Below are 14,507 nucleotides of genomic sequence, written 5' to 3'. Positions count from 1 at the left end.
ACCAGTGTTCGGTGGCGGCAAACAGGCGCAGTACGTTGTGGTGCGCGAGCAACGCGCCCTTGGGCTTGCCGGTGGAGCCGGAGGTATAGATCACATAGGCCAGGTTGGCAGGGTCCAGCGAGAGTGCCGGGTTGTGCATGGCGAAGGCGCCGAAGTCATCGTCCAGCAGCAACGTGCGCACGCCTTGCGGAACTGGCAGTTGCAGGTGCGACTGGGCCAGCACCACGCTCAGGCCGCTGTCCTCCATCATGTAGGCCAGGCGGTCCTCGGGGTACGCCGGGTCCAGTGGCACATAGGCGCCGCCAGCCTTGAGGATCGCCAGCAGACCGACCACCATTTCCAGGCTGCGCTCGCAGGCCAGGCCCACCAGCACCTCAGGCCCGATGCCCTGGGCAATCAACGCATGGGCCATCTGGTTGGCACGCTCGTTGAGTTCGCGGTAGCTGAGCTGGGCGTCACCCAGGGTCAGCGCGATGGAGCCCGGCGCACGCGCAGCCTGGGCTTCGATCAGTTCATGGAGGCAGCGCTGGCTGGCGAACTGCGCAGGCGCCGGGTTCCATTGCTGGAGGTTGGCCTGTTGCTCGCTGGCGTCGAGCAACGGCAGTTCGCCGACGCGCTGTTGCGGGTCAGCGACAATCGCCTGCAGCAGGTTCTGCCAGTGCCGGGCCAGACGCTCGATGGTCGCGGCGTCGAACAGGTCGGTGGCGTAGACCAGAATCGCCGAAAGGCCATCGGCCGTTTCCGTGGTGTCCAGCGTCAGGTCGAACTGTGCAGTGTGGTTGTCCCAGTCCAGACGCTCCACCTCCAGGCCCGGCAGTCGCTCGATGGCGCGCAGTTCACCGGCATCTTCGCTGTGGTGGTTGAACAGCACCTGGAACAGCGGGCTGTGTGACAGGCTGCGGCCCGGTTCCAGGGCTTCCACCAGTTGCTCGAACGGCAGGTCCTGGTGGGCCTGGGCCTGCAGGGTGGTCTGGCGCACCTGCTGCAGCAGTTCGGCGAACGACAGATCGGCACCAATCCTCGCCTCCAGCACCAGCGTATTGACGAAGAAGCCGATCAGGCGCTCGGTTTCAAGACGGTTGCGGCTGGCCACCGGCACCCCGACCCGCACCTGCGCCTGGCCGCTGTAGCGGTGCAGCAGGGTCTGGAACGAAGCGAGCAACAGCATGAATGGGGTCACTCCTTCGCGCTGGGAAAGCGCGCGCAGGCTACGGGCCAGTGCGGCATCGAGCACGATGTTCAGCTTCGCGCCCTTGAAGCTGCGCGTGGCCGGCCGCGGTCGATCGCTCGGCAGCTCCAGCACCGGCTGCTCGCCGCCCAGTTGCCGGCACCAGTAACCGAGCTGGCGCTCGCGCTCGCCGGCCTCCATCCACTGGCGCTGCCACTGGGCAAAGTCGGCGTACTGGATCGGCAGGGCCGGCAACTGAACTTCGCGCCCCTGGCTGTAGCCCGCATACAAGGCGATCAGCTCGTCGACCATCACCTGCATCGACCAGCCATCGGAAACGATATGGTGCTGAACCAGTACCAACACATGGTCTTGCGCCGCCAGCCGCAGCAGCCTGACCCGCAGCAGCGGCCCCTGGTCCAGGGCAAACAGGCGGCCGTTCTGGGCCTCGATACAAGCCTGGATCTGCGCCGCCGGATCGTCCCCTGCATACAGCACCTGGAGGTCGATATCGACACGGGCCTGCTCGGCAATCAGCTGACGCGGCTCGCCCTGCACCTCGACGAATGTGGTGCGCAGGCTTTCGTGCCGCGCCAGCAGGCTGTCGAAACTGCGCTGCAGCGCCGCAACGTCCAGCGCCCCGCGCAGGCGCAGGGCGGCCGGCAGGTGATAGGCACTGCTCTGCGGGTCCAGCTGCCAGAGGAACCACTGGCGCTCCTGGGCATACGACAGCGGCAATGGCCGGCCGCGCTCGACACAGGTGAACGCGGGCTCGCCGGCGGTCTGCCGCCCCCCCAGCGCTGCCACGAAGTCGCCCAGCCGGCTGCGCTCGAACAGGGTACGCAAGGCAACCTCCAGCCCCAGCACCTGACGCACCCGCGACACCACCTGGGTGGCCAGCAACGAGTGCCCGCCGATCTCGAAGAACGCATCGTCCAGCCCTACCCGCTCCAGCTTGAGCACGTCCTGCCAGATCGCCGCCACCTGTTGTTCCAACGCGCTTTGCGGCGCCACGTAGGTGTGCTGGGCCTGGCTGGCATCGACCGGTGGCAAGGCCTTGCGGTCCAGCTTGCCGTTGGGGCTCAGCGGCAAACGCTCAAGAAACAGCAGGTACGCCGGCACCATGTAGGCGGGCAGCACCGCGCGCAAGTGTGCGCCGATCGCTTCGCGCAACGCCGCCTTGGCCTGCGCCTCCAGTGCCTGGCGGCTGTCGCCGGGCACCACATAGGCAACCAGCTGCAGGCCGTCGGCAGCGGGCTGGGCCAGCACCACCGCCTCGCGAATGCCCGGTTGTTCGAGCAGGCGCGCCTCGACTTCGCCCAACTCGATGCGAAACCCGCGAATCTTGACCTGATGGTCGATACGCCCGGCGTACTCGAGCACCCCTTCGGCATTGAAGCGGGCCAGGTCGCCACTGCGGTACAGGCGCCCACCCGGCTGCGCGGCGAACGGGTCGGGGATGAAACGCTCGGCCGTCAGGCCCGGGCGGTTGAAGTAGCCACGGGCGAGCAACTCGCCGCCGATCACCAGCTCCCCCACCACCCCTACCGGCGTCGGTGCGCCGCTTGCATCCAGCACATGGAGGCTGCGCCCGCCGAGCACCCGACCGATCGGCATGCTCAACGGGGTGCTGCGCACACCGCTGACATAATCATCGCATTCGAGGGTGGTGACACAGACCGTGGCCTCGGTGGGGCCATAGGTGTTGAGCAGCGCCACCTGCGACAATCCGGCCTGGCGCCAGGCTGCCACCCCTTCAGGTGGCATTGCCTCGCCGCCGATGTGCACGCGCCTGAGCTTGCCGTAATCGCGTGGGCCAGCGGCGGCAAAGTCCTTGGCCAGCAGGTTCCAGTAGGCGGTGGACAGATCGGAAACGCTGACCTGCTTGTCGATGACCTCGTGGTAGTAGCGTTCGCTGTCCCAGAGTTCCTGGCCGCGCAGCACCACGGCAGCGCCGCAGATCAGCGCAGGGTAGAACTGCTCGACGAAGGCATCGAAGTTGAAGGTGGCAAACTGCAGGATCCGGTCGTCCGGCCCGAGCCTGGAGAACTCACGCGCGACCTGCGCATGCCCGGCCAGCGCCAGGTGGCTGATGCCCACCCCCTTGGGGCGCCCGGTGGAGCCGGAGGTGAACATCACATACGCCAGGTTGTGCGCATGGGCGGTATTGGCCAGGTCGCTGGCGTCGAGCTGGCGCCAGGCCGCATCCTGGTCCAGGCACAGGCTGCGCACCCCGCACGGCAGGCCCAGGCGCGCCAGCAACGGGGTCTGGGTCAGCACCAGCGGCGTGGCGCTGTCCTCGATCATGCACAGCAGGCGGTCCTGCGGGTACTGCGGGTCCAGCGGCACATAGGCGCCACCGGCCTTGAGCACCGCCAGCAGCCCGACGATCATGTCGATGCCGCGCTCCACCGCGATGCCGACCGGCACCTCCGGCCCTACCCCGCACGCCACCAGGTGGCGCGCCAGGCGGTTGGCACGCTGGTTGAGCTCGGCATAGCTCAGTTGCGTCGACTCGAAGATCAGCGCCAGGGCCTGCGGGCGCTGCGCCACCTGCGCCTCGAAACGCTGGTGCACGCGCAGGTCGGGACAGGTCAGCGGTGCACGCCCCCATTGCTCGAGCAGACACTCGCGCTCCTCGCTCGAGAGCAACGCCAGTTCGTCGAGGCGACACGTCGGGGTGGCGACCACGGCCTGCAGCAGGGCCACCCAGTGGCGTGCCATGCGCTCGATGGTCGCGGCCTTGAACAGGTCGCTGGCATAGGTCCAGGCCACCTGCAACTGGCCGCCCTGCTCGTAGGTGTCCAGGCTCAGGTCAAACTCGGTGGTACGGCTGCGCCAGTCGAGCATCGACAGTTGCAGGCCCCCGGCCAGCTTGAGCGCGGACACATCGGCCACGTGCGGCTGGTGGTTGAACATCACCTGGAACAACGGCGAATGGCTCAGGCTGCGCTCCAGTTGCAACCCTTCGACCAGGCGCTCGAATGGCAGGTCCTGGTGCGACTGCGCGCCGCTCACCGTGTCGCGGGTAGCCTGCAGCAACTCGAGAAAACTCATGTGCCCTGCCAGCGGGGTGCGCAACACCTGGGTGTTGACGAAGAAGCCGACCAGGCCTTCCAGCTCGCTGCGATTGCGGTTGGCCACGGGGCTGCCGAAGCGCACGTCGGTCTGCCCGGTGTAGCGATAGAGCAGCACGTTGAAGACCGCCAGCAGCACCATGAACAACGACACGTTGTGTTGCCGGGCAAAGCCACGCACCTGCTCGGCCAGCCCTGCGTCCAGCGTCAGGCAATGGCGCTCGCCGTCGAAGCTGGGCGACGAGGGGCGCGGGCAATCGAGCGGCAGTTCCAGCACCGGATGCTCGTCGCCGAGTTTTTCACGCCAGTACGCCAGTTGCCGCGCCTGCTCGCCGGCCTCCAGCCAGCGACGCTGCCACAGGCCGTAGTCGGCGTACTGGATCGGCAGCGCCTCGAACTGCGGCGCAAGGCCTTGGGCACAGGCGTCATAGCTGCGCGCGAACTCGTCGATCAGGATATTCATCGACCAGCCATCGGCGACGATGTGATGCAAGGTCAGCAACAGCACGTGCGCCTGTTCATCCAGCTTGAGCAGGCGCAGGCGCAGCAGCGGGCCCTGTGCCAGATCGAATGCACGCAGCGACTCCTGCTGCGCCTCGTGCTGCAGCCGCGCTTCACGCGCAGCGGCCGGCACCGCGCTCAGGTCCAGTTGCTCCAGGCGCACCGCATGCTCCAACGGCACCTGCTGCACGCTGCCATCGGGCTGCGAGCGGAACACCGTGCGCAGCACCTCGTGACGCGCCACCAGCAGGCTGAACGCACGCTCCAGGGCCGCCACATCCAGCACGCCGTTCAGGCGTACCGCACCCGGCAGGTTGTAGGCGCCGCTGTGCGGGTCCAGCTGCCACAGAAACCACATGCGCTGCTGCGCATAGGACAACGCCTGGCGGTCCGGCACCTGGACCCCGGCAGGAATCGGGAACTGCGAAAAGTCCAGGCCTTCCTTGCTCAGGGCCTGCAGAAACAGGCTGCGCTTTTCCGGCGCCAGCTCGATGAAACGACAGGCCAGTTGGAGGGACTTCTCAGCATTCATCGAATGGTTTCCGTGCAGGGTGGATAGCGGGCAGCGCCCCGGTTATCCCTACGAAACGGATACACCCCAGGAAAAATTAAACACCGCCACGGCCCCCGTTCATTGCTCGCGGCTAAATCAGCCGTGCCGCTAGCCGTCTATCTAGGGAACCCGTAGCAAGAAGGTGCATGCCATGACTTCCGCCTCCTCCCTGACCCGCGCCGTCGGGCGCGGCCTGCGCAAGCTGGCCGGCGCACAGCCCGAGCGCGCCTACCGCCTGTTCGATGTCACCCTCAAGCAACGCATCCAACTGAGCCCGTCGCTGAGCCGCCTGGTGTTCACCGGCCCGGACGTGGCCCGGATGCACACCCTGGCTGCCGATCAACGGGTCAAGCTGTTCTTCCCCGCCGCCGACGGCAGCCCGCCCGAACTGCCCAACGACCTGCACTGGAATGAAGCCCGCCGCGCCCTGGCCGAGGCCAGCCGCCCGCCCATGCGCACCTACACCATCCGTGCCCTGCGCCGCGAACAGGCCGAGGTGGATATCGATTTCGTACTGCACGGGGTCAACGGCCCCGCCTCGGCCTGGGCCACCCACGCCCGCACAGGCGACCGTCTGCAGATCCTGGCACCCAACCTGGCCTTCGCCGGCGACCCCGGGGGCTACGAATGGAACCCGCCCGCCGGGGTGCGCAACATTCTGCTGGTGGGCGATGAAACCGCCTTGCCAGCCATTGCCGGCATTCTTGAAACCCTCGCCGGGCAAGATGACCAGCCCCAGGTCGAAGCCTATGTCGAGGTGCCGCTGCAACAGGACTGCCTGGCCCTGCGCTGCAATGCCAGCACCACCTTGCACTGGCTGCCACGCGACCAGCAACAGCGCATCCAGGGCCAGGCCATGGTGCATGCCGTGACCCAGCTGGCCACCCTGCCCGCCAGACGCCCGCCCGCCGACACGCGCCTCGAGGAGGTGGACATCGACCAGCAGATCCTCTGGGAACGTGCCAGCGCCAGCCACCAGAGCTTCTACGCCTGGGTGGCCGGGGAATCGGCTGCGGTGATGCAGATCCGGCGCTTTCTGATCAACGAACAGGGCCTGGACCGCAACGCGCTGACCCTGATGGGCTACTGGCGCGCCGGGCGTACGTTCGAGTAGCGCCAGCGGGGTTCAACAGGGCTCCCGGCGGCAGGTCGGGAGCCTTGGAAACATTTGCTTGCATTTTTTAGTGCAGGATTTCTGCTTCTCATTCGTCCTAACAATTACCACTGCACCCTTTCGAGCGAGCCTGAGCCCAGACACCCCGTGCTCCGGAACCTCATGCTCACCACACTCCGAATCGAAGTTGCCTGCCCAATGTCGAAAAAGTCACGTTCAAAACTCTGGTTTCTGGTCCACAGCTGGCTAGCCCTGCCGATCTGGTTCTTCGTGCTGATCGTCTGCTTCACCGGGACGCTGGCCGTGGTCAGCCAGGAAATCGTCTGGCTGGCGCAGCCCGAGGTCCGCGCCTCCAAACCCGACGGCGACCCGCCGATGCTGGGCTTCGACCAGGTGCGCGCCGCCGTCGAGGCCGCGCAGCCGGGGGTGTATGTCAGCACCATCGTGCGCCCGGACGAATCGCATTTCGCCCTGACCGTCAGCGTCACCTACCCCGACTCGCGCTCCACCACGCTCTACGTCAACCCGTACACCGGGGTGGTCCAGGGCGAGGCGGCGCAGTTCAACTTCCAGGCCTTTACCCGCGCCCTGCACGGCTGGTGGCTGGTGCCGTTCACCAATGGCTACAGCTGGGGCTGGTACCTGGTGTCGCTGCTGGGGCTGCCGATGCTGGCCTCGCTGGTCACCGGGCTGGTGGTGTACAAGCGCTTCTGGAAGGGCTTTCTCAAGCCAACCCTGCGCCTGAAGCACGGTGCGCGGATTTTCTGGGGCGACTTCCACCGCCTGAGCGGGATCTGGTCGATCTGGTTCATCGCGGTCATCTCGATCACCGGTACCTGGTTCCTGATCCAGGCGATTCTGTTCGACAACCAGATCTCGATTTCCAGCAACCAGGTGCTGCCGGTGATCGCCCGCGAGAACGTGCCCACCGCGCCCGCCGGCCAGCCGGCCCCGGTGCTGAGCCTGGATGCCATCGAAAAGATCGCCATCGAAAAGATCCCGGGGCTGGACGTGAGCTTCATCAGCCTGCCGAGCAACGCCTACAGCCACACCTCGGTGGGGGGGCGCAGCTGGTACCCGCTGATGTTCCAGACCGCATCGGTCAACCCCTACAGTGGCGTGGTCGAGGCCCATGAGCTGCTGTCCGACCGCAGCAAGCTCGAATTCGTCACCGAGTCGATGCGCCCGCTGCATACCGGCGATTTCGGGGGTATCTGGATCAAGCTGATCTGGTTCGTGTTCGGCCTGCTGCTGAGCATGATGGTGCTCAGCGGCCTGCTGATCTGGACCAAGCGCACCGCCATCGCCACGGCCACCGCCCTCAAGCGCAGCGAAAAACCGGCACGCGCCAAGCGCGCCGCCGCTGCCACCCCTACCCCTTCGGAGAGCCAGGCATGAGCAAGGCAATCGCTGCACAACCGCCTTCGCGCCTGCGCCAGTTCTGGCTGAAATGGCGTTTTCACATCAACATACTGCTGTTGTTGGTACCGCTGGGTTTCATGCCCAAGTACTTTGCTGATGCGGCCTTGTTTCGCGGTGACGTGGGCCTGGGCGAACGCGAGATCGGCGAGGTCCAGGTCGGCCCCTGGAGCCTGAAGCTGGCCGAGCTGCGCAACGAGGCACCGCGCCTGGATGGCGCAGCCGGCTACATGAAGAGCTTCAACGCCAGCCTGTGCGAAGCCTGTATCCCACAGGTCAAGGCCACCTACCTGCGTATTGGCAAGCCGCGCAGCCTGCGCGCCGCCGGCGGGATCTTCTTCGGTTCCCCTTACCGCATGGGCGCCACGGTGCCAATGCCGCTCAAGACCAGCCCCGACGCCGAACTGTGGGTGACCATGGAAGGCTGGGACGGCAGCATGCACCAGGGTTCGGTCCCGCTCAGCAAGGCCTCGCCAAGCACTGTCGCCTGGCTTCAAAAACAAGGAGGCAAATGATGCCTGTTTCTGACCTGCTGCGTCGCCTGGGTGGCGCGGCACTGCTCACTTCGCTCGCCACCTTCAGCAACCTGGCGCTGGCCCACAACCCGATCTGCGAATGCAAGCAGATCGAAGGCGGCCAGATCCAGTGCACCGGCGGCTTTTCCGACGGCAGCGGCGCCCCCGGCGTAACCCTCGACGTGATCGGCTACGACGAAAGCATCCTGGTGCCCGGCAAGCTGGGCGAAGACTCCAAGCTCACCTTCAAGCGCCCCGATGCCGAGTTCTACGTGCTGTTCGACGCAGGCCCCGGTCATGTGGTGGAAATCGACCAGGCCGACATCGAGGCACCATGAGCACCCCGACCACGACCCAGACCATCCGCCCGGCCGGTGCCGGCCATGAAACGCTGTATGTGCTGCTGTTTTGCGCCCTGGTGCTGCTGGTGGCCGGCGCGGTGGTCAGCTGGCGCGGCGAAACCACCGAAACCAGCGAAGTGGCGGCCCATCAGTTCGATGCGCGCCGCGACCTCACGGCCGGCGAGCAAGGGATATACGCCGACCTGCGGGTTACCCTGGAGGAGATCCAGCTGCGTCAGCAGGAAGAACAGCGCCTGCCCACCCCGGCCGAGCTGGATGCCGAGGGCTACGCCCCGTTCGCCCGCGACGCCAGCGCCGTGAGCCGTGGCGGCCACACCTGGCAGTTGCTCGAAGGCGGCGCCTACCTGGGGCTCAGCCAGGCCAGCGAAGTGGCCGGCTCGTTCCTGATGCGCCTGGGCGCACAGCCCGACAGCCCGGCCGATATCTGGCTCAACCGCAGCACCGACCTCACCGCCCCCCACGACCTCAGCGACGCCGCCTTGAGCGCTGCGGGCTGGCAACAGGTCGTCGCGCAATTCGATGCCGGGGTCACTCGCCAGCATCGGCACTGAACCCACGGATACACCTGAGAGAAGACCGCCTGCCCATGTCTATTTCATCGTTTCTGGTCAACCGCCGACGCATCCTGGCCGGCGTGCTCGCCCTGTGCCTGGCGCCCCTGGCGCACGCCGAAGAGGCCAAGCGCCTGCGTATCGGCATCACCCTGCACCCCTACTACAGCTACGTGGCCAACATCGTCGGCGACAAGGCCGAGGTGGTACCGCTGATTCCGGCAGGCTTCAACCCGCACGCCTACGAGCCACGCGCCGAGGACATCAAGCGCATCGGCACGCTGGACGTGGTGGTACTCAACGGCGTGGGGCATGACGATTTTGCCGACCGCATGATCGAGGCCAGCGAAAAGCCTGGCGTGGCCACCATCGAGGCCAACGCCAACGTGCCGCTGCTGGCGGCCACCGGCATCGCCGCACGCGGCGCGGGCAAGGTGGTCAACCCGCACACCTTCCTGTCGATCAGCGCCTCGATCGCCCAGGTCAACAACATCGCCCGCGAGCTGGGCAAGCTCGACCCGGCCAACGCCAAGGCCTACACCGCCAATGCCCGCGCCTATGGCAAGCGCCTGCGCCAGCTGCGTGCCGAGGCCCTGGCCAAGCTCACCAGCGCGCCCAATGCCGACCTGCGCGTGGCCACCGTGCACGCGGCCTACGACTACCTGCTGCGTGAATTCGGCCTGGAAGTCACCGCCGTGGTCGAGCCCGCCCATGGCATCGAACCGAGCCCCAGCCAGCTGAAGAAGACCATCAACCAGCTGCGCGACCTGGACGTGAAGGTGATCTTCTCGGAGCTCGACTTCCCGTCCACCTATGTGGACACCATCCAGCGTGAGTCCGGCGTGCGCCTGTACCCGCTGTCGCACATCTCCTACGGCGACTACAGCGCCGAAAAGTACGAAAAGGAGATGACCAGCAACCTCGATACCGTGGTGCGCGCGATCCAGGAGGCCGGGGCATGAGCGCCATCGAGCCGATCACCCTTGCCAGCCAGGGCCCCGGCGTGGAGTTCGACGCCGTTGGCCTGACCCTGGGCCGCACCACCATCCTCGACCAGGTGAGTTTCAAGGTGCGCCCTGGCAGCGTGCATGCGCTGGTGGGGCCCAACGGCGGCGGCAAGAGTTCGCTGATCAAGACCCTGCTCGGCCAGATGCCCCACCACGGCCGCCTGAACCTGCACTGGGCCGGCGCCCCCGGCTGCATCGGCTACGTGCCGCAGGCCCTGGAATTCGACCGTGGCCTGCCGATGACCGTGGACGACTTCATGGCCGCCATGTGCCAGCGCCGCCCGGCGTTCCTGGGGCTGTCGCGCCACTACGCGGCGAGCATCGGCCAGGCGCTGGAGCGCGTGGGCATGCAGGACAAGCGCAAGCGGCGCATGGGCGCCCTCTCCGGCGGCGAGCGTCAGCGCGTGCTGCTGGCCCAGGGGCTGATTCCGGCGCCGCAACTGCTGGTGCTGGACGAACCGATGTCGGCGCTGGATGAAGCCGGCATCCGCATCTTCGAACAACTGCTGCTGGACTGGCGCGCCAGCGGCACCACCGTGCTGTGGATCGAACACGACCTGGAGGCGGTGAAACGCCTGGCCGATCACGTCACCGGCCTCAACCGGCGCATCCTGTTCGACGCGCCGCCCGAGCAGGCCCTGCGCCCGGAGGCGCTGCTGCAACTGTTTTCCACCCACCCGCGCAGCGCTGCGGTGACCGGGAGCCACGCCTGATGAACTATGAAGAATTTCGCCTGATGATCCAGGGCCTGGCGTCCTCGGGCTACCTGCCCGAAGCCCTGGCCTATGGCTTCGTGGTCAACGCGCTGCTCGCCGGCCTGCTGATCGGGCCGGTGCTGGGCGGGCTGGGCACGCTGGTGGTGGTCAAGCGCTTTGCGTTCTTCTCCGAGGCGGTGGGCCACGCGGCCCTGACCGGGGTGGCCATCGGCATCCTGCTCGGCGAACCCTATACCGGCCCCTACGGCAGCCTGTTCGGCTATTGCCTGCTGTTCGGCGTGCTGCTCAACTACCTGCGCAACCGCACCGGGCTGGCCCCGGACACCCTGATCGGGGTGTTCCTGTCGGTGTCGCTGGCGCTGGGCGCAAGCCTGCTGCTGATACTGGCGGGCAAGATCAACGTGCACATCCTGGAGAACGTGCTGTTCGGCTCGGTGCTGACGGTCAACGGCAACGACCTGCTGGTGCTGGCCATCGTCGGCGCGCTGGTGCTGGGCCTGAGCCTGCCGCTGTACAACCGCATCATGCTGGCCAGCTTCAACCCGCAGCTGGCGGCAGTGCGCGGGGTGGCAGTGAAAACCCTGGACTACCTGTTCGTGGTGCTGGTGACGCTGATCACCGTGGCCGCGGTGAAGGTCATCGGCGCGATCCTGGTGGGCGCACTGCTGGTGATCCCGGCCGCTGCCGCCCGCCTGCTGAGCCAGTCGCTCAAGGGGTTTTTCTGGACCTCGGTGGTGATCGCCACCCTCAGCACCCTGAGCGGCATCCTGCTGCCGATCGTGTTCGACCTGCCGTTGCCTTCGGGCGCCGCGATCATCCTGGTCGCCGGCATGGCCTTCGCCCTGGCCGCCATCGCCCGTGGCACCCTGCCCAGCCTGAAAGGAAACATCGGATGAAGCCGACATTTCGCCAACTGACCCTGGTACTGGCCCTGAGCGGCGCCTTCAGTGTTGCCGCACAGGCCGCCGAAGCCGCGCGCCCGGTGCAGGTACTGGCGTCCCTGCCCATCACCTACGGCCTTGGCCAATTGCTGCTCGACGGCAGCGAGGTGAAGCTGCAACGCGCCGCCGCGGCCAACCTGCCCGGCTCGCGCCAGACCGCCTACTTCAGCGGGCGTGGGGCGCCGGCCCTGCAGAAGCTGGCCGTGAACGCCGATGCGGTGATCGGTCTGCGCTCGGTATGGGCGGACGACCCGCTGTACCCGATGGCGCGGCGCAGCAATATCCGCATCGTCGAAGTGGATGCCGCACGCCCGGTGGATGGCAGCCTGCCCGGCATTGCGGTGCAGCCGGGGGCGCCAAAGGACGGCCTGAACAGCCAGCCGTGGCTGTCGAGCAACAACCTGGGGCGCATGGCCGACGTGACCGCCGCCGACCTGGTGCGCCTGGCGCCGGCCGCCAAGCCGAAAATCGAGGCCAACCTGGCCACGCTCAAGCAGCAGTTGCTCAAGCTCAGTGCCGACAGCGAAGCGCGCCTGGGCGAAGTCGACAACCTCAGCGTGGTAAGCCTGTCGGAGCGCTTCGGTTACCTGATCGGCGGGCTGAACCTGGAGCAGGTGGCCTACAGCGTACCCGCCGAAGACCAGTGGACCCCCGAGGCACTGCAACAGCTGACCGCCCTGCTCAAGGACAACGACGTGGCGCTGGTGCTCGACCACCGCCAACCGAGCGAGGCGGTAGCTGCGGCAGTCGCCAAGGCCGGCAGCCGCCTGCTGGTGCTGGAGGGCGGCGGCGAAAACCCGGTGAGCGAACTGCAGGGCAGTATCGATGAAGTGATCAAGGCACTCGCCGCGAAGGCCTGAAGGCCGGTAAAAGCAAAGCCCCAGTGCGCAACGCCTGGGGCTTTTCAGTTGCGCCGAACGCCAGCGTGCGCGCGATCAGCGCGCCGGCAGCGGTTGCGGCACCGGCAGCGGCCTGCCAAGCAGCACACCGACCACCACGGCGAACACCAGCGCCGCCACCCCGGCGCTTTGCAGCACCGTCTCGAAGCCGCCGATGAAGGCGTGCTGCGCCAGCGGCGCGAGGGTTTCGCGCAGTGCCGGGTCGACCATAGCCAGCGCTGCCGGCAGGTCACCGGCGGCAACCCGGGTGGCCATGTCGCCGACCTTGTCCAGTTGCCCAGGCGCCACCCCTGCCACCGCCTCGCGCAGCAACTGCCCGCTGCGCGCCGCCAGGATACCGCCCAGAATGCCGATGGCCAGCACGATGGCACCAAAGCGCGTGGTAGTGCTCAGGCCCGAGGCCATGCCGGTGCGTTCTCGCGGCACGCAGGCCATGATGTTCTTCTGCGTGTCACCGTTGAGCAGACCGGCCCCGGCGCCCAGCACGATGCTGGCCAGGGCGAAGCTCAGGTAGCCGCCATAGCTGGCCGCCGCGCCGCACAGCAGGTTGCCCGCGCCCACCAGCAGCAGGCCCAGGGCGAACACCTGGGCGCTGCTCAGCCGCGCCGACAGGCGCATGCCCAGGCGCGGGGTCAGCAGCATCGCCAGGGCAAACGGCAGCATGCCCGCGCCGGCGGCCAAGGCCGACAGTTGCAGGCCGTTCTGCAGGTACAGCGGCAGCAGGGTCATCATCACCTGGGCGCAGGCGGCGTAGGCGAACATGCCCAGCAATGCACCGATGAAGCGTGCGCTGCGCATCAGTTGCAGGTCGATCATCGGCCGCGCCTGGTTGCGCTCCACCAGAATGAACAGGCCGAACAGGAACGCTGCGATCACCAGGCGCCCCAGGGTCTGGGCACTGCCCCAGCCGACCTGGTTGGCATCGATCAGCGCCCAGATCAGGTAGCCCAGGCTGCCGGCGAAGGTCAGGCTGCCAAACGGGTCCAGCCGCGCGGCGGCGCTGTCGCGGGACTCCTCGACACTGCGCCGCACCATCACCGCCAGCACCGCCACCAGCGGCAGGTTGATGTAGAAGATCCAGCGCCAGCCCAGGGTGCTGGCGATCAGCCCGCCCAGCAGCGGCGCGAAGGTGATGGTCGCGCCCATGCACGCGCCCCAGAACGCCCAGGCCCGCATGCGCGCCTCGGGCTCGTGGAAGCGGTGGCCGATGGCAGCCAGTGCCGAGGTCAGCAGCAACGCCGCGCCCACGCCCTTGGCGGCCCGTGCGATGTCGAGGAACACCAGGGTGGGCGCCGCGCCGCAGGCCAGCGAGGCGAGGCCGAACAGGCCCAGGCCCAGTTGCAGCATGCGCCGGCGCCCGAAACGGTCGGCCAGGCTGCCGGCGGGCAGCAGCAGTGCGGCGAAGGCCAGCAGGTAGGCGCTGACCACCCATTCGATGTCGGCGAACGAGCCGGACAGGTCGCGGGCGATGCTCGGCAGGCTGACGGCGACGATATTGGTGTCGAGGATGATCAGGGCGCACACGGCCGAAGCCGTGAACAGGGTGAAACGGGCGGAGGACATTGCAAGGCTCCCGTGCAAGGCGATCTGGGGCCGGTGTCGCAGTGGCCGAGCAGGCTGCCGCGACAGGGCCGGTGTAGCCACCGGATGCTCATAGGCGCAGCGGCTTTGCCGCCACGTCACG

At 67.4% G+C, this 14,507-nt stretch carries 11 protein-coding genes; 9 read left to right on the top strand and 2 right to left on the bottom strand.

Annotated elements, in window-relative coordinates; translation table 11 throughout:
* Positions 1–5,278: non-ribosomal peptide synthetase (locus tag NJH59_RS22045; RefSeq protein ID WP_253087313.1), on the bottom strand; the 5,278-nt coding region annotated here is incomplete at its 3' end.
* 172 nt (positions 5,279–5,450) lie between these two features.
* On the opposite strand from NJH59_RS22045, the gene NJH59_RS22040 reads away from it, so the two are divergent.
* From NJH59_RS22040 to NJH59_RS22000, 9 genes are all read left to right on the top strand, one after another.
* Positions 5,451–6,413 (top strand): siderophore-interacting protein, encoded by a 963-nt coding sequence (locus NJH59_RS22040; protein ID WP_253087312.1) that lies wholly within the window; start codon positions 5,451–5,453, stop codon positions 6,411–6,413.
* Positions 6,414–6,611: 198 nt separating this feature from the next.
* Positions 6,612–7,811: a PepSY domain-containing protein gene (locus NJH59_RS22035; protein ID WP_253087311.1), complete on the top strand. Its 1,200-nt coding sequence runs from the start codon at positions 6,612–6,614 to the stop codon at positions 7,809–7,811.
* A complete protein-coding gene (locus NJH59_RS22030) occupies positions 7,808–8,347 on the top strand; it encodes a thiamine pyrophosphate-binding protein (protein ID WP_253087310.1) in 540 nt (179 codons plus the stop codon). Before NJH59_RS22035 ends, NJH59_RS22030 begins: the two co-directional genes overlap by 4 nt.
* Complete coding sequence (locus tag NJH59_RS22025) at positions 8,347–8,685, top strand: hypothetical protein (RefSeq protein WP_043862411.1); 339 nt, start codon at positions 8,347–8,349, stop codon at positions 8,683–8,685. Before NJH59_RS22030 ends, NJH59_RS22025 begins: the two co-directional genes overlap by 1 nt.
* Positions 8,682–9,260 (top strand): DUF6162 family protein, encoded by a 579-nt coding sequence (locus NJH59_RS22020; RefSeq protein WP_253087309.1) that lies wholly within the window; start codon positions 8,682–8,684, stop codon positions 9,258–9,260. The genes NJH59_RS22025 and NJH59_RS22020 overlap by 4 nt, the downstream gene beginning before the upstream one ends.
* A 35-nt stretch (positions 9,261–9,295) precedes the next feature.
* A complete protein-coding gene (locus NJH59_RS22015) occupies positions 9,296–10,222 on the top strand; it encodes a metal ABC transporter substrate-binding protein (RefSeq protein ID WP_043862409.1) in 927 nt (308 codons plus the stop codon).
* Complete coding sequence (locus NJH59_RS22010; protein WP_058542016.1) at positions 10,219–10,980, top strand: metal ABC transporter ATP-binding protein; 762 nt, start codon at positions 10,219–10,221, stop codon at positions 10,978–10,980. Before NJH59_RS22015 ends, NJH59_RS22010 begins: the two co-directional genes overlap by 4 nt.
* A complete protein-coding gene (locus tag NJH59_RS22005) occupies positions 10,980–11,879 on the top strand; it encodes a metal ABC transporter permease (protein ID WP_043862407.1) in 900 nt (299 codons plus the stop codon). The genes NJH59_RS22010 and NJH59_RS22005 overlap by 1 nt, the downstream gene beginning before the upstream one ends.
* On the top strand, positions 11,876–12,784 hold the full coding sequence (locus NJH59_RS22000; RefSeq protein WP_043862406.1) for a zinc ABC transporter substrate-binding protein: 909 nt from the start codon (positions 11,876–11,878) through the stop codon (positions 12,782–12,784). Before NJH59_RS22005 ends, NJH59_RS22000 begins: the two co-directional genes overlap by 4 nt.
* Positions 12,785–12,859: 75 nt before the next feature.
* Here the strand turns inward: NJH59_RS22000 and NJH59_RS21995 are convergent, their stop codons facing one another.
* Positions 12,860–14,386: an MFS transporter gene (locus NJH59_RS21995; protein WP_054915568.1), complete on the bottom strand. Its 1,527-nt coding sequence runs from the start codon at positions 14,384–14,386 to the stop codon at positions 12,860–12,862.
* Positions 14,387–14,507: the final 121 nt, after the last annotated feature.

Origin of the sequence: Pseudomonas sp. VE 267-6A, assembly GCF_024126555.1 — a bacterium.
GTDB lineage: Bacteria > Pseudomonadota > Gammaproteobacteria > Pseudomonadales > Pseudomonadaceae > Aquipseudomonas > Aquipseudomonas palmensis.
This window is presented reverse-complemented; position numbering and strand designations above follow the sequence as displayed.

Excerpts from the sequence above, each read along its gene's own strand:
- NJH59_RS21995 (WP_054915568.1), bottom strand. The coding sequence starts at position 14,386 with ATGTCCTCCGCCCGTTTCACCCTGTTCACGGCTTCGGCCGTGTGCGCC.
- NJH59_RS22010 (WP_058542016.1), top strand. The coding sequence starts at position 10,219 with ATGAGCGCCATCGAGCCGATCACCCTTGCCAGCCAGGGCCCCGGCGTG.
- NJH59_RS22035 (WP_253087311.1), top strand. The coding sequence starts at position 6,612 with ATGTCGAAAAAGTCACGTTCAAAACTCTGGTTTCTGGTCCACAGCTGG.
- NJH59_RS22015 (WP_043862409.1), top strand. The coding sequence starts at position 9,296 with ATGTCTATTTCATCGTTTCTGGTCAACCGCCGACGCATCCTGGCCGGC.
- NJH59_RS22005 (WP_043862407.1), top strand. The coding sequence starts at position 10,980 with ATGAACTATGAAGAATTTCGCCTGATGATCCAGGGCCTGGCGTCCTCG.
- NJH59_RS22040 (WP_253087312.1), top strand. The coding sequence starts at position 5,451 with ATGACTTCCGCCTCCTCCCTGACCCGCGCCGTCGGGCGCGGCCTGCGC.
- NJH59_RS22020 (WP_253087309.1), top strand. The coding sequence starts at position 8,682 with ATGAGCACCCCGACCACGACCCAGACCATCCGCCCGGCCGGTGCCGGC.
- NJH59_RS22000 (WP_043862406.1), top strand. The coding sequence starts at position 11,876 with ATGAAGCCGACATTTCGCCAACTGACCCTGGTACTGGCCCTGAGCGGC.
- NJH59_RS22030 (WP_253087310.1), top strand. The coding sequence starts at position 7,808 with ATGAGCAAGGCAATCGCTGCACAACCGCCTTCGCGCCTGCGCCAGTTC.
- NJH59_RS22025 (WP_043862411.1), top strand. The coding sequence starts at position 8,347 with ATGCCTGTTTCTGACCTGCTGCGTCGCCTGGGTGGCGCGGCACTGCTC.